This window comes from Pantoea sp. EKM101V, from assembly GCF_011800325.1.
Taxonomy (GTDB): domain Bacteria; phylum Pseudomonadota; class Gammaproteobacteria; order Enterobacterales; family Enterobacteriaceae; genus Pantoea; species Pantoea anthophila.
The window spans coordinates 378,658-397,034 of sequence record NZ_JAALFP010000001.1 but is presented as its reverse complement, the minus strand read 5'-3'; the positions used below and the strand labels follow the sequence as shown (position 1 = coordinate 397,034).

Genomic DNA, 18,377 nt, shown 5'->3' with positions numbered 1-18,377 from the left:
CCTTAACGTTGGCTCAAAATCTGCTGTTCATAATGGCGCACATCACTTAACCAGCTGGCGTCAGCCGGAACGTCATGACGCAGGCACCAGGCTTCCCACACCGCCTGCCACGGCAGTGATTTCTGCTCTTCCAGCCAGACCAGCCGCGCGGTGTAATCTCCGCTATTCTCAGCCTGACGCAGACGATCGGTCGGCTCCAGCAGGGCGCGCAGCAGCGCCTTCTGGGTGTTGCGGGTGCCGATAACCCAGGCCGCAATCCGGTTGATCGACGCGTCAAAGAAATCGAGGCCGATATGCACTTTGTATAACAGCCGGTGACGGACGATCTCACTGGCAATAGCCTGCGTTTCATCATCCAGCAGCACCACATGATCGCTGTCCCAGCGCACCGGACGGCTGACGTGCAGCAGCAGGCGCGGCACATAGAGCATGGCGGCGGAGATCTTGTCGGAGATCACCTCGGTAGGATGGAAATGACCCGCATCCAGGGTCAGTGCCGTCTGACGGCTGGCGGCGTAGCCGAGATAAAACTCATTTGATCCCACGGTGTAGCTCTCTGCGCCGATACCGAACAGCTTGCTCTCTACCGCATCGATGTGATGCTGCGGGTTGAGTTTTTCCGCAATGACCTCATCCAGGGCGCTCATCAGACGCTGACGCGGCGCCAGCCGATCGACGGTGATATCCTTCATGCCGTCCGGTACCCAGATGTTCATCACTGAAGGCGTGCCAAGCTGCTCACCAAAGTGGGCGGAGATGCGGCGACTGGCTTTGCAGTGGTCGATCCAGAACTGGCGCACGGTTTGATCGCTGTGCGACAGCGTAAACCCGTCAGCACTGAGCGGATGTGAAAAGCAGCTGGGGTTAAAATCGAGCCCCACGCCCCGCTCCCTGGCCCATTCGACCCAGCGCGCGAAATGCACCGGCTCAATAGCGTCCCGCTCAACCGGCCTGTCGCTCTCCAGATAGAGTGCATGCAGGTTCAGACGCTTGAGGCCAGGGATCAGCGACATCGCCTTATCGATATCACCGCGCAGTTCGCTGGCGTTGCGTGCACGTCCCGGATAGTTGCCGGTCGCCTGTATGCCGCCGGTGAGGGCTGCCTGCGGGTTTTCAAATCCCCGCACATCGTCGCCCTGCCAGCAGTGCATGGAAACCGGGATCGTGTCGAGCTGGCGAATAGCCTGTTCAGCATCAACCCCAATATCGGCATAGCGTTGTTTAGCCAGTTCAAAGGCCTGTTCTGTCTGCTTAGTCATAAGCGGGTTCCTCTGCGGGTTGACTCAGCGTCGCGAAGCGGGCCTGACTGGCCGCGAAGACGTCTGAAATGTGTGGTTCGAATGTTTCGAGGGGGAAGGTGTTCATCACGCAGTTGCGGAAATCGGCGACATCCGTCAGTTCGCCGAGGGCAATCAGCTGGCAACCGACGTTACCCAGCGTGGAGGCCTCTACCGGCCCGGCCAGCACCGGAATCTCACAGGCATCCGCACAGAGCTGATTCAGAAAACGATTCTGGCTGCCACCGCCGACCACATGCAGCCGGGTGAAAGGCTTCCCGCGCAGCGCCGCGAGTTCGCTGATGACCTGACGGTAGAGCAGCGCCAGGCTGTCAAAAATGCAGCGGGCCAGCGCAGCGGCGGATTGCGGCACGGGCATGTCCTGCTCTGCGCAGGCTTTCTGAATCTCGCTGACCATGTTGTCAGGATTGATAAAGCGCGGATCGTTGGGGTTAATCAGCGAAAGACAGGCGGGCTGACGGGCGGTCTCAGCGATCAGCGCACAGAGGTCGTCAATCTGCCGTTCAGCACAGAGACGCTGCAGCAACCATAAACCCATGATATTTTTCAGGACGCGATAGCCTTCAGCGCCGCCTTCGTTGGTAATATTGGCGCGCAGTGCCGCCTCGCTCGCATAGGGTTGCAGGCTTTCAAAGCCCATCAGCGACCAGGTGCCGGAGCTGAGATAGGCGGCATCCTCCTGCAGCAGCGGCGTGGCCAGCACTGCGCTGGCGGTGTCGTGGGTGGCCACCGCAATGACCGGCACCGCCTCGCCCCGCTGACTCCGCCAGTGTCCCACTGTGTTGCCCGGCGCCTGCGGCTGACCGAACCAGCCTGCCTCAATCCCCGCCCAGCCGATTAAATCGCGATCCCACTCGCCGCTGTGAATATTGAGCATCTGGGTGGTGGTGGCGTTGGTGTACTCCCAGTTGAGGTTGCCGGTCAGGCGGTAGTGCAGGTAATCCGGGATCATCAGCGCATGTGCCACACGCGCCTGCCAGTCTGGCTGCTGCTGATGCAGGGCGCGCATCTGATAGAGCGTATTGAAAGGCAGAAACTGAATGCCGGTTTTTGCATAGATGGCGCTGTGGCCCAGCTCCTGCTGCGCCTGCGCCATCAGGCCGTGGGTGCGTGCATCACGATAGCTGACCGCTTCACCCACCGGCTCACCCTGCGCATCCAGCAGCACCATATCCACGCCCCAGGTGTCGATGCCGATACTGTCCGGCACGATCCCCTCGTTAACAGCCTGCTCCAGCCCGACACGGATCGCCTGCTCCAGCATCGCCAGATCCCAGCAGTCATAGCCGGCACGACGCAGACGCCGGTTTTCAAAACGGCGGATTTCACGCAGATCCAGCTGGCGCTGCGCGTCATCCCAGCGGGCGAGCATGACCCGGCCGCTGGATGCGCCGAGATCGATAGCAATGATATTTCGCCTGGTCATGGTGGCTTTTCCCTGTGATTAAGTGGTCACAGAGTAAAAATCGGGTCGCCTGAACACCTTCCCGGCAGTGCCAGCGCCTGGGGTGCCCTGGCAGACCTGCAAAGAATGTCGTGAGAGAGATCACAGAGGCAGCAGTAAGCACGATGTGACCCCTGCCGCAAATCTGTTAACTACCGGGGATTTCTTGAAAAATCAGCAGGATTCCTGATGAGACGTGCTGAAAATTCAAGGTAAGGTAACGGTGTCCTGATTAGACTGCGTTGCAGTTTTGTTAATCAGTGAGGGACGATCATGACTCTGTTGCACAGTGCGGATTTTTTTCCTGACGGCAATTACGCGATTGCGATTGAACCCCGTATCCCCCAGGCCCCCTTTCCGGAGCATCATCATGATTTTCATGAAATCGTTCTGGTTGAGCACGGCGCCGGGATTCATGTGTTTAATGGTCAGCCACAAACGCTCTGCGCCGGCTGTGTCTGCTTTGTCCGCGATCACGATCGTCATCTTTATGAACAGACGGATAACCTCTGCCTGACCAATGTGCTCTATCGCAGCCCCGGCGCGTTCCGTTTTCTCTCCGGATTGCAGGCGCTGCTGCCGTGCGAACGGGATGGGGATTATCCTTCTCACTGGCGCATCAATCAGAAGGTGATGGCGCAGGCCCTGAGTGTGGCAGCGCAGATGCAGCAGCATGAGGCCTGGTCACTGGACAGGCAGGCGCGGCAGGAGCAGCTCTTTTTACAGCTGCTGGTGCTGTTACGTGAAGCCTGTCGTGATGGCGGTCGTCAGGATCATGAGGCGCGGCTGCATCGCCTGCTGGACTGGCTGGCGGATCATTACAGTGACGAGATTGTCTGGGATGAACTGGCCGACCGTTTCTCTCTGTCGCTGCGCACGCTGCACCGACAGATGAAGCAGCAGACCGGCAGTACGCCGCAGCGTTATCTGAACCGTCTGCGCCTGTTACAGGCGCGTCACCTGCTGCGTCACAGCGATCTGCGCATTACCGACATCGCCTTCCAGTGTGGATTTGGAGACAGCAACCATTTCTCTACCCTGTTCAGGCGCGAATTTGGCTGCGCCCCGCGAGCGGAGCGCCAGCAGATGAGGTAAAGGAGCCGACTATGGCGTTGATACTCAGTCGTGATGACTATTTTCCCGCCCCCAGTTTACCGGTGGCGGTTGCCGAAAGGATGCCACAGCCCTCTTTTCCGCCGCACCGACACGAGTTCAGCGAAATCGTCATCGTCTGGCGCGGTAATGGCCTGCACGTCCTCAACGATCGCCCCTGGCTCATCACCTGCGGCGACCTCTTTTTTATCCGCGACAGCGACTGCCATAGTTACGACAGCGTTAACGACCTGGTGCTGGATAACATTCTCTACTGCCGCGACCGCTTTGGTCTGGCGCTTGACTGGGATAGCCTGCTGCCGCCACAGGGCCCCGAAGCCCCTGGCTGCTGGCGTCTGACTACGCGCGGTATGGGGCTGGCGCGCGGTGTGATCAGCCAGCTGGAGCGTGAAAGTCGCAAGAGCGATCCCCTGTCGGTTCAGCTCTCTGAAGCCCTGTTTCTGCAGCTGGTGCTGATTCTGCGGCGCCACGGCTACGCCGCCGATCGCCCCTGGGTTCTGCCGGAGGGGGAACAGCTCGATCTGCTGATGTCAGCGTTGCAGGGGGCGATTTCCCGGCCGTTTGATCTGGCAGCGTTCTGCCAGCAAAACCAGCTGAGCGAACGAGCGCTGAAACAGCTTTTCCGTCAGCAGACCGGGATGACCATCGGCCATTACCTGCGTCAGTTACAGCTCTGTCAGGCAAAATATCTGCTGCGAACGCAGGCGTGCCTGATCAGCGAAGTGGCGGCCCGCTGCGGCTTCGATGACAGTAACTATTTTTCCGTGGTTTTCACCCGTGAAACCGGCCTGACACCCAGTGCCTGGCGTCAGCGATTTCTCCCCTCCGGGCCAGCGCTGAAAAGCGCCGAACCGGAATAACACGTCTCTGCAGAGCGGGCTCGTAAAGATCTGTTCCGTATCGCTGTGAGCGGGAGCCAGTACAGGGAACAGGGTCAGATCGGAAAGTCGCTTAAGCCATCCATGGCCGCTCGGCCCGCGCCGTCCCTGGCGCGGGACGCTTTCCTCCTCTGACCCTGTTCCCTGTACCCTGAATTTTGCATCGCGGCCTGATCCGCCCGGTAAGATGGAAACCTGATGATTGGGCCTGTCAGACAGGCCCGTTCTCCTCCGCGCCGCAGGATGCCTGCGGCTTACGCTGCCATACCCAGCCCAACGATGTTTGCCGCGATGATAATGACCACGCAGCCAATCGATAACACACTGACCGGGCGGCGTCCCGCTGACTTCCACTCTTTCAACAGCAGGCCTACCAGTCCCCCGCACAGCACATACAGGCTCATGTGCAGCATCCAGCTGACATAGTCATACTGCGGCGGGATTCGGGCATGGCCCCAGGCGTAAAAGAAAAACTGCAGATACCACATGGTGCCGCCAAGCACGGCGAACGCGGTATTAGCAATAAGCAGCGGCCTGGCGACGGAAAAGTCCCTGCGAACTGACAGATCGGGTCGGGTAGCCAGCCGCCAGAAGCAGAAGCCCAGGTTCACCAGCGCCCCGCCGCCCATGATGATCACATAGCTGGGTAACGCCACATAGAGCGGGTCGATCCCCAGATTCGCGGCGGCCTGATGCATCGGCTTGGCGGCATCCATCGCAAAGGACATCCCCGCCGAGAAGATGCCGCACATCACCGCCAGCAGCAGACCCTTCCTGAGATTAAACTCTTCGGCGTTGATCCCCAGCGCCCGCTCCTTCAGCAATCCGGCACGCGACACAATCCCGACACCAGCCAGGGCCACCAGCACGCCCAGTAAGGTCAGCCGCCCTCCCGCAGAGGCAAATAACTCGCCAAAGCGCCCCTGCAGCAGCGGCGTCATCAGCGTGCCGACCACCAGCGTAATACCAATCGCAATGCCGATGCCCATCGACATGCCGAGATAGCGCATGGTCAGCCCGTAGTTGATATTACCGATGCCCCACATCGCGCCGAAGAGAAACACGGGTGTCAGCTGCGAAAGCGTGAAGCTGCTGTAATAAGCCCGGAAGTCGGGCAGCAGAATGGCACTGACCGCCCACGGCAGGATCAGCCAGGAGATCAGGCCCCCCACCGACCACATGGTTTCCCAGGACCATCTTTTTACCTGCTTAAACGGCGCGTAGAAACACGCGGCGCTGGCAGCGCCGACAAAATGCCAGAAAATCCCCGCAATAATGGCACTGTTCATTGTTATTCCCCGGTTTGGTTGAGGTCTGTCGGAAAGCGCTCAGCTTCCGCTCAGCAGGCAGTCTACGGTTTGCATCGATTCCTCAGCCTTTGGATGAATGCCGGAAGCCCGCGCGGAGTGGCAATATTGACCCGATGCTGCTGTCAGGGATCACAATTCTGCAGTTGTCAGAGGCCGGGCTGCCTGAACAGGTAAGTGACTTATAATTCACTGTTTTTCCCCTTTCTGCTGTGTGGCGCAGCACAATTCCCGCTTCACTGCCATGCACGCCATCCGCGTGGCAGAGGCGCAAAGAAGCCTTTCATTCCCACCTGCAAGGTCGTATACACTGGGGAAAATTGATCGGTTCAGGGTTCAGGATGACGACTAAGTGGTTAACACTGTTTCTTTCGCAGGCAGTCAGCCGGGTGATGCTGGATGACATCCGCGCGATAGTGCCTGCTGAGGCGCTAAAGGTGTTTGTGAATGGCATGGATGAAGCCCACTACGCCACCATCGAATTTATACAGGCGGAGCAGCACTGCGCGCTGATCGCCTCCGCGATTGTGGTCTGGCGTCAGCTGGGGCATATCGAGCATATTCTGTATAAGAAGGGAGAGGTGTTAAGGGAGGAGACGGAGGCCACGCAGTTTCAGCTCTTTACGCTGCTGAAAACCCATCGCGCAGTGCTGCAGATCTCATGATAAGATTGCGCCTCCATAGTGCTGTTTGCAGCAGGTAGAATATGAGAATTGGAATCCTGTTTCCGATCGCCATCATTGTGGCAGGCGTCGGCTTTCTGGCGTGGTTTATCGGCAGCGGTCTGGCCATGCCAGGCTCGTAACGGCTAAGGCAGCAGCGTGACGCGCGCTGCCCGTCCCCCGGCGTGGCCGACTGCGGGTCAAGGCTAGCGCAGCTGACTGTCTTTACTGCCCCGACGGTTATACAAACTGCTGGTCTGCTGCTGTTTATCGATTTTTTCCTGACAGGCTACGCAGTAGCGTACCCCTTTCAGCGCCTGGCGGCGGGCTTCAGGAATCGGCTCGCCACAGAGTTCACATTCGGTCGCGCTTTCGCCATGACCCAGCGACTGCCTCACCCGCTCGATGCCATCATTGACGGTGCTGTCAATCTGCTCCTGTACTGCGCCTTCTGACGCCCATCCGTTAGCCATGATACACCCCCTTTTTTCATTACGTTGCTTCTATAAATCTACAACATATTGACGTTTTTGCCGCAGAGCAGCGCACTATCTGTCACTGGCTGCCAGCCAGACGCCGACACTGGCACTCAGCATAAGGTCACCCGCCCGCATCTGCTTCACCCTGCAATCACATTACTGCAACGTGTCGATAGCGGAGAGTTAAGTAAATGACAACACATCATCAACATTACATTAATGGCCAGTTTGTCGGTTCACAGGGTGACCAGTGGATTGAGGTGATCAACCCGGCCACCGAGGCGTTGCTGTCACGCATCCCGCAGGGAAGTCGTGAGGACGCCCGTCTTGCCATCCGCGCGGCAGAAGCCGCTCAGCCGGACTGGGAGGCGCTGCCTGCGGTAGAGCGTGGTCTCTGGCTGCATAAAATCGCCTCGGCCATCCGTGAGCGCGAACCGGAGCTGACGGCCACGATTGTGGCCGAAGGCGGAAAAACGCAGGGACTGGCGAAGACCGAAGTGCTGTTTACCGCCGACTATCTCGATTACATGGCGGAGTGGGCGCGGCGTTATGAAGGCGAAATCATCAACAGCGACCGACCCGGTGAGCATATCTTCCTGTTCAGAAAGGCGATTGGGGTGACAACCGGGATACTGCCGTGGAATTTCCCCTTCTTCCTGATCGCCCGTAAAGCCGCGCCTGCCCTGATCACCGGCAACACCATCGTCATTAAACCCAGTGAGCTGACGCCAAACAATGCGGCGATCTTCGCCGATATTTTGCAGCAGACAGGCCTGCCCGCTGGGGTGATCAATATCGTCTATGGTTTCGGGCAGGACGTGGGCCAGGAGCTGGCGGCAAACCCGAAAGTCGGGCTGGTCAGCCTGACGGGTAGCGTCGGTGCAGGCATCGCCACCATGCAGGCCGCAGCACAGAACGTCACCAGCGTCTCCCTGGAGCTGGGCGGTAAGGCCCCGGCGATTGTCATGGCGGATGCTGACCTGGAGCTGGCCGTGCGCGCCATCGTCGCTTCGCGAATGATCAACAGCGGCCAGGTCTGTAACTGCGTTGAACGGCTCTATGTGCAGGAGGCGATTTATGACCGCTTTATCAACGCGCTCACGGCGGCCTTTCGGCAGGTGACCCTGGGTGACCCCGCCGAACAGAGCGATATTGATATGGGGCCGCTGATTAGCGCTGCGGCACGGGATCGCGTTGAGCAGAAGGTGGCTGAGGCGGTCGCCGCAGGTGCCAGCGTGGTGCTGGGCGGCCGGCGCGCCGGCGAGAAAGGCTTTTTCTTCCAGCCCACGCTGCTGACCGGGGTTCGACAGGAGATGCCGATTATGCAGGAGGAGATATTCGGGCCTGTGCTGCCGGTAATGAGCTTTAAAACGCTGGATGAGGCGATAGCCCTGGCAAACGACTGCAAGTATGGGCTGACCTCTTCCCTCTATACGCAGGATCTCAACACCACGCTCTATGCCCTGCGTAAGCTGAAGTTTGGCGAAACCTATGTTAACCGTGAAAATTTTGAGGCCATGCAGGGCTTTCATGCCGGATGGCGCAAATCGGGCATTGGCGGTGCCGATGGTAAACATGGTCTGGAGGCCTATCTGCAGACCCATGTCGCCTATCTGCAGGGCCATTAACAAAACGGGCCGCACAGGCGGCCCGCTTAATCTTTCTGTTCGCGACTCACTGACTGATGTCGACCGGATAGAAGATGTGTTTGCCAAAGGGATCGACCTGATAGCCGCTGACCGATTTGCGCACCGGCTCGAAGATCGTCGAGTGCGCAATCATCACCGCGGGCATCTGATCATGCATCATCTGCTGCGCCTGCAGATAGAGTGCGGTGCGTTTGCCCTGATCCGGTTCGGCACGCGCTTCGGTAATTAACTTTTCAAATGGCTGATAGCACCATTTCGACGAGTTAGACCCGCCCTGTGCCGACGTGCAGCTGTAAAGCGGGCCAAAGAAGTTATCCGGATCGCCGGTCGCAGTGGTCCAGCCCATGAGTGCCGCCTGATGCTCGCCGCTGCGTACCCGTTTCAGGTACTCGCCCCACTCGTAGCTGACGATGCTGGCTTTGATGCCGACTTTGGCCCAGTCCGCCTGAATCATCTCGGCCATGCGGCGCGCGTTAGGGTTATAGGGGCGCTGCACCGGCATCGCCCAGAGCGCGATCTCCGTGCCCGGTTTGACCCCCGCCTGCTGCAACAAAACTTTGGCCTGCTCTGGATCGTAGTCGTAATCTTTCAGATCCTTGTCGGCGCTCCAGACGCCCGGCGGCAGGATATTTTTTGCGACCGTGCCGGTGCCTTTGAAAATCGCCTCGATGATGGCCGGTTTGTTAATGGCCATCGCCAGCGCCTGGCGCACTTTGACATTGTCGGTGGGAGCTTTAGTGGTGTTAAACGCCAGGAAGCCGGTGTTCAGCCCCGCCTTCTGTTCCAGGGTGATGTCGGGGTTAGCGCGCATCTTCTCCAGATCGGCGGGATTAGGGAACGGCATTACCTGACACTCGTTCTTCTCCAGTTTGGCATAGCGCACGGAAGCATCCGGCGTAATGCTGAACACCAGCCGATCAATCTTCGCCTTGCCCTGCCAGTAGTCCGGAAACGCCTTGTAGAGAATGCGTGAGTCCTTCTGATACTGCACCAGCTCAAACGGACCGGTGCCAATCGGATTCATATCCACCTTCTCCGGCGTCCCCGCCTTCAGCATGGCATCAGCATATTCGGCTGAGTGGATAGAGGCGAAATACCAGGCGAGATCGGCCAGAAACGGCGCTTCAGGATGTGAGAGCGTAAAGCGGACGGTGTGATCGTCCACCCGGTCGATGCTTTTGATCAGGGTGGAGAGTTCCAGACTCTCAAAGTTCGAGTAGGTGCCGCCAGAGACGTTGTGGTAGGGGTTTTTCGGGTCCATCTGGCGCATAAACGAGAAAATCACATCATCGGCGTTAAAGTCGCGGCTGGGTTTAAACGCCTTATTACTCTGAAACTTTACGTTGTGCCGCAGATGGAAGGTATAAACCTTGCCGTCAGGGCTGATCTCCCAGCGTTCAGCCAGACTGGGCACCAGCTCGGTGGTGCCGGGGGTGAAGTCCACCAGCCGGTTGAACACCGGCACGGCGCTGGCATCCACACTGGTCCCGGAGGTGTAGAGCTGAGGATTGAAGTTTTCTGGCGAACCTTCAGAGCAGTAAACCAGGGTTCTGGCGTTCACGCTGCCAGCCAGCGCGACGCCTGCCGTCATCAGCGCTAAGGTGGCTATCTTTGTTTTCATTATCATCCTCGCTTTGTATTGACTTCTGGTGGGCACAATATCTAAATGAATCATTCAGATGCTTCATTGATAGCACGATTCGGCACCATAGCGAACCCTGCCTGTAGCTGACTAATAAGGAATAGTGATGACAGACAAACCTGAGTCGCAGCTCACCGAACGTTTTTTCCGTTACCTCGCCGTCAGCAGCCAGAGCGATGCCAAATCCACCACCCTGCCCAGCACACCGAGCCAGCACGCCATGGCCGCGCTGCTGGCGGAGGAGCTGAGTGCGCTGGGACTGGATCAGGTGGTGGTGGATGAACATGCCACCGTGACCGCCGTGAAGCGCGGCAACCGCCCTGACGCGCCACGCATCGGCTTTATTACCCATATCGACACCGTTGATGTCGGTCTGTCGCCCGATATCCATCCGCAGATCCTCACCTGGCAGGGCGAGGATCTCTGTCTCAACGCACAGCAGGATATCTGGCTGCGCCGCGATGAACATCCGGAGATCGCGCCCTACATCGGTGAGCCGGTGATTTTCAGCGACGGCACCAGCGTGCTGGGGGCGGACAACAAAGCCGCCGTGGCTGTGGTGATGACGCTGATGGCAAACCTCAGCGGCGACCATGGCGATATCGTGGTGGCCTTTGTGCCGGATGAGGAGATCGGCCTGCGCGGGGCGAAAGCGCTGGATCTGGAAACGCGCTTTAATGTGGACTTTGCCTGGACCATCGACTGCTGTGAACTGGGCGAAGTGGTCTATGAGAACTTCAATGGCGCCGCCGCAGAAATCGTGTTTACCGGCGTGCCGGCGCATCCGATGTCGGGCAAAGGGGTGCTGGTAAATCCCCTGCTGATGGCGCACGACTATATCAGCCTGTTTGACCGCCAGCAGACCCCGGAGCATACCGAAGGACGTGAAGGCTATATCTGGTTTAACGAGATTCAGGCCAACGCCAGCCGGGCGACCCTGAAAGCCTCCATCCGCGATTTTGACCTGACCCGCTTTGCGGCACGCAAAGAGCAGTTAGAAGCGGCAGCCAGGGATATTGCGGCGCGTTATCCGACCGGTGAGGTCAGCATCATCATCAGTGATATCTACAGCAACATCAGCAATGCGCTGGGAGAGGATCGGCGGGCGATCGATCTGATCTTCACGGCTTTTGCCGCGCTGGAGATTGAACCCAAAGTGATCCCGATGCGCGGAGGAACGGACGGCGCGGCCCTCTCGGCCAAAGGCTTGCTGACGCCGAACTTCTTTACCGGCGCGCATAATTTCCATTCGCGCTTTGAGTTTCTGCCCATCTCCTCGTTTGTGAAGTCCTATCAGGTCGCGGAGAAACTCTGCCACCTGGCGGCAGAGTAAACCGGAAAATCGGGCGCATTTCGCGCCCGATTAAGGTCAGGGTTTCGCGCTGACATCAATGCCAGGGAAATATTTTTCCGCCAGCTTTTTAATGGTGCCATCGCTCTGCACTTTGGCAATTGCCGCATCCAGCGACTGTTTCAGCTGGGTGTCATCCTTACGCAGTCCGTAGCCGATGCCGGAACCAAGAATCGCGTCATCCTCGACCGGTTTGCCGACAAAGCCGAAACCTTTGCCCTGTGGCTTATCAAGAAAGCCGGACTGACCGGCAGCAGACATCACCAGCGTGCCGTCAAGACGCCCCGCGACCATGTCGTTGTAAATCTGGTTCTGATCCTGATAAGAGGTCACCGTCACGCCCTGCGGCTCCCAGTGCTTCTTCGCGTAAGTTTCCTGAATGGACCCCTGCAGAACCCCGATATTTTTGCCCTTCAGACCGTCAGCGGTCGGGGCCAGATTCTCACCGGTCTTCGCCACTAACATCGTCGGAATACGGTAGATGGGCTGGGTAAAGGCGATGCTTCTGGCGCGGGCTTCAGTAATGTTCATCGCCGAGTTAATCGCGTCGAACTTTTTCGCCTGCAGCGCCGGGATCAGCGCATCAAAGCTGCTCTCAACCCAGTGGCAGGTAAATTTGCCCGCCTGACAGATTGCATTACCCAGCTCAATATCAAAGCCTTCGAGTTCGCCCTTCGCGTTGCGACTTTCAAACGGGGGATATTGTGACTCCACGCCGTAACGTAAATCCTGTGCCAGTGCCTGTAGCGATGTCATCATGCCCAGAGCGAGGAAAAGCGCGTTCAGTTTCTTCATTATTAGCCCCGAAAAGTATTATTTACCCGTTTCCCCGGCTTCACGCTGTCGCGTGATTCAGCAGGAAAACGCACTCAGCGCTGCTGCGCCAGCTTCCAGCGTCGCCTCGTCCTTTGCAAAAGAGAGACGAATCAGTTTGTTGTCTGTGCCATCCATATAAAACGCCGACAGCGGAATGGTCGCCACGCCGTGATCGACGATAAGACGTTTTACCATTTCACTGTCGGGTTCGTCACTGAAATGTCCGTAGCTGGCGAGCATAAAGAACGAACCGGCGCTCGGCAGCAGCCTGAAGGGCGAATCCTGCATCAGCGCAATCAGCCGGTCGCGTTTCTGCTGATAGAATGCGCTGAGCGACAGATAATGATCCGGTGTCTGCAGATAGTGTGCGAAGCCCACCTGCATCGGCGTATCGGCGGCGTACATCATGAACTGATGCACTTTAACCAGTTCGGTCATCAGCGCCGCCGGGGCCAGACAGTAGCCCACCCGCCAGCCGGTAACGTGAAAGGTCTTGCCAAATGAGGAGACGATGACGCTGCGCGCAGCCAGCTCCGGATGCGTCGCCATCCCGCAGTGCGGGCGGCCATCAAACAGAATGTGCTCGTAAACCTCATCCGAGAGCACCACGATGTCTGTGTTGCGGATTAAGGCTGCCAGTTGGTTCAGATCCTCAGGCGTCAGCACCTGCGCGCTGGGGTTGTGTGGCGTATTGATGATGATCATGCGGGTGCGCGGCGTAATCGCAGCCCGTAATGCCTCCCAGTCGATTGCAAAGGAAGGCACCGCCAGCTTCAGCCCGACCGGCTTTCCGCCCTGCAACCGGACGACTGGCGCATAGCTGTCGAAGGCTGGCTCAAAGAAGATCACCTCATCCCCCTGATGCACCAGCGCGGTGATCGCCATATAGATCCCCTGACTGGCGCTGCCGGTGATCAGCACTTCGCTGGCGGGATCGTATTTCGCGCCATAAAGCGCCTCGACTTTCGTGGCGAGCGCATCACGCAGGGCGGGCAGCCCCATCATGGGAGCATACTGATTGTGCCCCTCCTCCATCGCGCGGCTGACGGAGGCGACCAGCGCCGGGTCACAGGGAAAACCCGGTGCGCCCTGCGACAGGTTAATCGCCTGATGCTGCGCTGACAGCTGGCCAATCACGCTAAAAATAGTGGTGCCGACATCCGGCAGTTTTGAGTGAACAGCAACAGGCGTTGTCAGGGACATACTCTCTCCATCAGAAACATAGCCGGTCTGATCCGGTAAAAAACTATTCAACGGGCTGCGGCTTGAGTCGGCAAGCGAAATGTCGTCATAATAGCCATGACAAAAATGCATAGCTGAGGTTTATCGTGTCGCGCTCATCGCTGCCGCTTAATGCCATCCACGCTTTTCTGGTGACCGCCCGCCATCTCAACCTGACCCACGCGGCGGGTGAACTCTGTCTGACTCAGGGGGCCGTGAGCCGCAAAATTGCCGCGCTGGAGCAGTGGCTGGGGGTAACGCTGTTCGACCGTCATGCCCGCGGGCTGCGGCTGACCGCCCAGGGCAGCGCACTGCTGCCGGAACTGCGTCAGGGATTTGAGATGATGGTGCAGGCCAGCGAGAAGGTGCGGCGCACGCAGGTCAGCATTCGGCTGAAAGCGCCGAGTTGCGCGATGCGCTGGCTGGTTCCCCGGCTGATCGCGCTGGAGCGGCAGCGGCCGGAACTGCATGTGGCGCTGACCACCACGCTGGATCACGCAGCCCGGCTGGGAAACTTTGATGCGGCGATTGTGTATGGCAAGCCACAGCCCGACGGGATCACCCTGTTCAGCGAGTCACTGACGCCGGTCATGGCGGCGGTTCAGCCCGCACCAGACGACCTGGCGGCGCTGGAGACGATGACGTTTCTGCATCCCACAGAGGACAAACGTGACTGGCAGTGCTGGCTGGAGGCGCAGCAGGTGACGCTGAAGATGCCGCGCAATCAGCATTTTTCCACCATGGACTTAGCGATCAGCGCGGCGATTCAGGGATTCGGGGTGGCGATTGCCGACAGCAATCTGGTGGAGAGTGATATCGCCAGCGGCAGGCTGATTAAGCCGTTCGCTGGCGAGGTGAAAACCGGCGCCGTTTACAGTCTAATGCAGCGGGCGCCGCAGGATGCGCCACCCTTCCTGGCGGAACTGGTGGCGTGGCTGTGCCGGGATCAGAAGGTGACCCAGTCGCCATTATCCACAGGTTTAGCCTGAGCCACGCTCAGCGCTGGCGCTTTTGGCGCGGTAGGCTTGTGGCTGATGACCGGCGCAGGCTGGCTGGTGCCGGAAAGACGGAACTTCGACACCGACGCCTGGAGCGCTTCCGTCTGCAGGGCGAGCGCACTGGCCGCCGCAGAGACCTCTTCGACCAGTGAGGCGTTCTGCTGGGTCACGCTGTCCATTTCGGTCACTGCCGTGCCAACCTGAGAGATGCCCTTGCTCTGCTCTTCCGAGGCAGAGGCGATCTGTTTCATGATGGCATCCACATCCTGCACCGATTTCAGGATGTTGTTCATGGTGCCACCCGTGGTGCTGACCAGTTCGGCGCCTTTATCCACCCGCTGAACCGACTCTTCGATCAGCGTGGCGATCTCTTTGGCGGCGTTAGCACTGCGCTGGGCCAGACTCCGCACCTCTGAAGCCACCACCGCAAATCCGCGCCCCTGTTCCCCGGCACGCGCCGCTTCAACCGCGGCGTTGAGGGCCAGAATGTTGGTCTGGAAGGCGATACCGTTAATCACGTTGGTGATCTCAGCAATTTTCTTCGAGCTGCCGGAGATGCCATCCATGGTGCTGATCACTTCACTCACCAGCTGACCACCACGTTGCGCTGTCGTGGTCGCGGTCTCGGCCAGCAGGCTGGCCTGGCGCGCATTGTCGGCGTTAAATTTCACGGTCGCCGTCAGTTCCTCCATGCTGGCCGCAGTCTGTTCCAGCGCTGAGGCCTGCTCTTCGGTACGGGAAGAGAGATCGTTGTTCCCGGCAGAGATCTCCGCCGCGCCACGGGAGATATTTTCCGTGCCGTTGCGAATCGCACTGACCGCTTCGCGCAGGCTGTCCTGCATGGCACCCAACAGCGGCACCAGTTTACCGACGCAGTTGCGGCCAAAATCGGTCACCGGCTGGCTCAGATCGCCCGTGGCAATGACCGCGAAGTGCGTGCGGATGCTCTCCAGCGGACGCACCAGCATCGCCACCAGATAGCGATCGGTAAACAGCAGAATCAGCAGGCCGATGATCACTGCAATGGTGATAATCGTCTTGGTAATGGAGGTGAGATGATCGACCTCCACGCGGGTGGTATCGAGTTTTTCAGCCGCACCCTGGTTAAATTTGTCGGCACTCACGCCAAAGGCGCGGCTCAGCGGCGGGGTCACGTTGTTCGCCTGCTGGCGATAGGCATCCGGCGACGCCTGACGGGCCAGCTGCAGCTGCGGGGTCACGCCTTCGTCCAGCAGTTTCTGCCAGCTCTGAATCACGCTATCCACCACCTCCGGGTTCATCGGGCCCGGTGCCAGCTGCTTAAAGCGCGCCAGTTGCTGTGTCATGCTGTCCAGCGCCTGCTGCACCGGGGCATAGGCTTCATCCGTTAATGTTTTACCGGCAGCTTTACCTTCCATAACGCGCGACAGGCGCGTCACGACGCGGAAATATTGATCGTTCCCTTTGCTCAGAACCGTCATCTGTTCAACCAGATGACGGTCAACATCGTTGCCTTCGCTCAGCGCGCCAAGCGAGTGGATGCTATAGAGCCCGACGCCGCTCCAGAGTAAGCAGAACAGTCCCAGAATGGAGAGCATCACTGCTCTGATGGTAAAATTTTTAAGCATTCCCATACCAAAATCCTATACACGTTGACCCGCAAGTGTCGGGCATAGGAGGTTTATCGGCATGGAATTGTGAAGATGTAACTGTTTTGTTACCTAATATTTTACAGCGTCCGGATGTCAGATTTCGGTTAAAAACACGCTTCATCAATCAGTTAGGATTAAAAAAGCAGATTTTTTCCATTCGCTTTATTTAATGGTTAGCGAGCTAATCATTAAATCCCCACTAAAGCCTGACCATGCGCGTCATCAGTAACCGGAAGAGGCGCAGACGGGCACGCATAAAGTTTCGCTTCAGCTTCAGGGCGTGCTGGCGGTCGTCACCAAGTGACATTGTCACGTCATTGCCGGGGTGCCACGCGGGCCAGACTACCTCACCGTCCAGCTGATGCGTATATTCCGTGGCGTCGCGGGCAAACCTGAACCAGTAGTCGCTGACCTGCGCCGCAAACGCCCTGTCCGCCTCACTGAACGGCCGGGCTTCATTGGGATCGGGCATCTGACTGAGCGTATCCAGCACATATGGCACTTCATTACCGTGCCAGGCACCATGGGGATAGAGGTCGCGGGCGTGCTCAGAGACATAATCAAACCAGTAGCGCCAGCCCGGCATGCCGACACGATACTGCGCCCGCATCACCAGCCACGGCATCAGGCTGAAGGCCATATCGCGCGCCACGGCCCGTCCCAGCAGTCGGTCGTCATGGATGTCATACATCCATTTAAGTGTGCGGTAGGTCAGCCGGTTTTTGTCACGCAACTGATGCAGCACGGCAGTGGCATCCACACCAAAATAGTCCAGCACGCTGGCCTCATCACTGTTGCTGCCCGCCATCAGTGGCAGACGGTGCTGTTTAGCCGCCAGGAAGGTTTTCAGCATCGGCTCAGGCAGAACGGCGTCCCCGGCAATCGGCACCGGCGGGATCGCCAGCGTCCCCTCCAGCGACCAGAAGGCATCGGCAGGCAGCGCGCGCAACTGCTCTGCGGTGACATCAGGCGGCAGGCCAAAGTGTCGTGCCACCGCCATACCCTGCTGACGCGCCTTTTTCAGCGGGGTATCAGGCAGGCTGTAGGCGCTCTGGACAATGCCCTTGTGAAACAACCCTTCTGCCAGCGGCGAACAGCAGAGTGACAGCACGCTGCGCGCGCCGGCCGATTCACCGAACAGGGTCACATTGCGACGGTCGCCGCCAAAAGCGGGAATATTGCGCTGAACCCACTGCAGGGCGGCGATCTGGTCGAGCAGACCAAAATTGTTCACCGTGCCGGCAACAGGGTATTCCGTATCCAGCGCGGGATGAGAGAAGAAACCAAGATGGCCCAGCCGGTAGTTCAGGGTCACCACCACTGCGCCACGTGACGCCAGGGGTTTGCCGTTATAGGGGGCCAGTCCGCCTGCGCCAATGGTAAAGCCACCGCCGTGCAGCCAGACCATCACCGGCAGCGGTCGGGCTGGCTCCACATCGGGTGTCCAGACGTTAAGATAGAGGCAATCTTCACTGAACTCGCCGGGATTGCCTCCGCCGACAGCCTCACACCAGGCCCGATTCTGCCAGCCCGAGGCACTAAACTGTGTCGCATCACGCACCTGCTGCCAGCGTGTGACCGGCTGGGGTGGCCGCCAGCGTAACGCGCCCACGGGCGGGGCTGCATAAGGTATGCCTTTGAATACGAAAAGGTCATCGTCCATGCTTCCACGTAACTCCCCTTCAGCAGTCATGATCCTCAGACCTGTTTCGTTTTTCATTCCTGATTCCCTGTTTACTCGTTCCTCCATTATTTGCAGGCCCGTCTGCATTGTCCAGGTTCAGGCGGGATTTGCAGAATATGCTGAACAACGCCCGGCAGCCCTCATCATGCTCAGCAGCCAGTTGCGGGAGTCAGGGGCGGTTTCCGATTAATTCTGTTTATCTTT

16 protein-coding genes are annotated in these 18,377 nt (G+C 58.6%); 7 read left to right on the top strand and 9 right to left on the bottom strand.

Features of this window, described 5'->3' with window-relative positions; all coding sequences use genetic code 11:
* Positions 1–2: 2 nt before the first annotated feature.
* Together HFD92_RS01965 and rhaB are read right to left on the bottom strand one after the other, a co-directional pair.
* Positions 3–1,259 carry an L-rhamnose isomerase gene (locus HFD92_RS01965; RefSeq protein ID WP_167428174.1) on the bottom strand — a complete coding sequence of 419 codons (1,257 nt, stop codon included), beginning with the start codon at positions 1,257–1,259 and terminating at the stop codon, positions 3–5.
* Positions 1,252–2,724 carry a rhamnulokinase gene (rhaB, locus tag HFD92_RS01960; protein WP_167428173.1) on the bottom strand — a complete coding sequence of 491 codons (1,473 nt, stop codon included), beginning with the start codon at positions 2,722–2,724 and terminating at the stop codon, positions 1,252–1,254. The genes HFD92_RS01965 and rhaB overlap by 8 nt, the downstream gene beginning before the upstream one ends.
* Positions 2,725–3,015: 291 nt before the next feature.
* Here rhaB and rhaS point away from each other — a divergent pair, with 291 nt between their 5' ends.
* Together rhaS and rhaR are read left to right on the top strand one after the other, a co-directional pair.
* Positions 3,016–3,837: an HTH-type transcriptional activator RhaS gene (gene rhaS, locus HFD92_RS01955; RefSeq protein WP_167428172.1), complete on the top strand. Its 822-nt coding sequence runs from the start codon at positions 3,016–3,018 to the stop codon at positions 3,835–3,837.
* 11 nt (positions 3,838–3,848) lie between these two features.
* Positions 3,849–4,715, top strand: a complete 867-nt coding sequence (gene rhaR, locus HFD92_RS01950) for an HTH-type transcriptional activator RhaR (protein ID WP_046101868.1) — start codon at positions 3,849–3,851, stop codon at positions 4,713–4,715.
* A gap of 272 nt (positions 4,716–4,987) precedes the next feature.
* Here rhaR and rhaT read toward each other — a convergent pair whose 3' ends face one another.
* Complete coding sequence (gene rhaT / locus HFD92_RS01945) at positions 4,988–6,022, bottom strand: L-rhamnose/proton symporter RhaT (RefSeq protein ID WP_009090114.1); 1,035 nt, start codon at positions 6,020–6,022, stop codon at positions 4,988–4,990.
* Between the two features lie 359 nt (positions 6,023–6,381).
* Here rhaT and HFD92_RS01940 point away from each other — a divergent pair, with 359 nt between their 5' ends.
* Both HFD92_RS01940 and HFD92_RS01935 read left to right on the top strand, forming a co-directional pair.
* Positions 6,382–6,705: a hypothetical protein gene (locus tag HFD92_RS01940; protein ID WP_167428171.1), complete on the top strand. Its 324-nt coding sequence runs from the start codon at positions 6,382–6,384 to the stop codon at positions 6,703–6,705.
* 41 nt (positions 6,706–6,746) lie between these two features.
* The gene (locus tag HFD92_RS01935) at positions 6,747–6,845 is read left to right on the top strand and encodes a YoaK family small membrane protein (protein WP_008925225.1); all 99 of its coding nucleotides are present in this window, start codon (positions 6,747–6,749) and stop codon (positions 6,843–6,845) included.
* A 63-nt stretch (positions 6,846–6,908) separates the two neighbouring features.
* Here HFD92_RS01935 and HFD92_RS01930 read toward each other — a convergent pair whose 3' ends face one another.
* Positions 6,909–7,175, bottom strand: coding sequence for a DksA/TraR family C4-type zinc finger protein (locus HFD92_RS01930; RefSeq protein WP_009090111.1), 267 nt, complete (start codon positions 7,173–7,175; stop codon positions 6,909–6,911).
* 197 nt (positions 7,176–7,372) lie between these two features.
* Between HFD92_RS01930 and aldA the strand changes: the two genes are divergently transcribed.
* Positions 7,373–8,809 (top strand): aldehyde dehydrogenase, encoded by a 1,437-nt coding sequence (gene aldA, locus HFD92_RS01925; RefSeq protein ID WP_167428170.1) that lies wholly within the window; start codon positions 7,373–7,375, stop codon positions 8,807–8,809.
* A 46-nt stretch (positions 8,810–8,855) separates the two neighbouring features.
* Here the strand turns inward: aldA and HFD92_RS01920 are convergent, their stop codons facing one another.
* The gene (locus tag HFD92_RS01920) at positions 8,856–10,451 is read right to left on the bottom strand and encodes an ABC transporter substrate-binding protein (RefSeq protein WP_111207620.1); all 1,596 of its coding nucleotides are present in this window, start codon (positions 10,449–10,451) and stop codon (positions 8,856–8,858) included.
* A gap of 127 nt (positions 10,452–10,578) precedes the next feature.
* Between HFD92_RS01920 and pepT the strand changes: the two genes are divergently transcribed.
* Positions 10,579–11,805 carry a peptidase T gene (gene pepT, locus HFD92_RS01915; protein ID WP_167428169.1) on the top strand — a complete coding sequence of 409 codons (1,227 nt, stop codon included), beginning with the start codon at positions 10,579–10,581 and terminating at the stop codon, positions 11,803–11,805.
* A 36-nt stretch (positions 11,806–11,841) separates the two neighbouring features.
* Here the strand turns inward: pepT and HFD92_RS01910 are convergent, their stop codons facing one another.
* Positions 11,842–12,618 (bottom strand): ABC transporter substrate-binding protein, encoded by a 777-nt coding sequence (locus tag HFD92_RS01910; protein ID WP_167428168.1) that lies wholly within the window; start codon positions 12,616–12,618, stop codon positions 11,842–11,844.
* 57 nt (positions 12,619–12,675) lie between these two features.
* Positions 12,676–13,842 carry a methionine aminotransferase gene (locus HFD92_RS01905; protein ID WP_167428167.1) on the bottom strand — a complete coding sequence of 389 codons (1,167 nt, stop codon included), beginning with the start codon at positions 13,840–13,842 and terminating at the stop codon, positions 12,676–12,678.
* A gap of 125 nt (positions 13,843–13,967) precedes the next feature.
* Here HFD92_RS01905 and HFD92_RS01900 point away from each other — a divergent pair, with 125 nt between their 5' ends.
* Positions 13,968–14,849 carry a LysR substrate-binding domain-containing protein gene (locus HFD92_RS01900; protein ID WP_167428166.1) on the top strand — a complete coding sequence of 294 codons (882 nt, stop codon included), beginning with the start codon at positions 13,968–13,970 and terminating at the stop codon, positions 14,847–14,849.
* Here the strand turns inward: HFD92_RS01900 and HFD92_RS01895 are convergent.
* Together HFD92_RS01895 and HFD92_RS01890 are read right to left on the bottom strand one after the other, a co-directional pair.
* Positions 14,807–16,471, bottom strand: coding sequence for a methyl-accepting chemotaxis protein (locus tag HFD92_RS01895; protein WP_009090099.1), 1,665 nt, complete (start codon positions 16,469–16,471; stop codon positions 14,807–14,809). The genes HFD92_RS01900 and HFD92_RS01895 overlap by 43 nt on opposite strands.
* A 217-nt stretch (positions 16,472–16,688) precedes the next feature.
* Positions 16,689–18,209 carry a carboxylesterase/lipase family protein gene (locus HFD92_RS01890; RefSeq protein ID WP_167428165.1) on the bottom strand — a complete coding sequence of 507 codons (1,521 nt, stop codon included), beginning with the start codon at positions 18,207–18,209 and terminating at the stop codon, positions 16,689–16,691.
* Positions 18,210–18,377 lie beyond the last annotated feature (168 nt).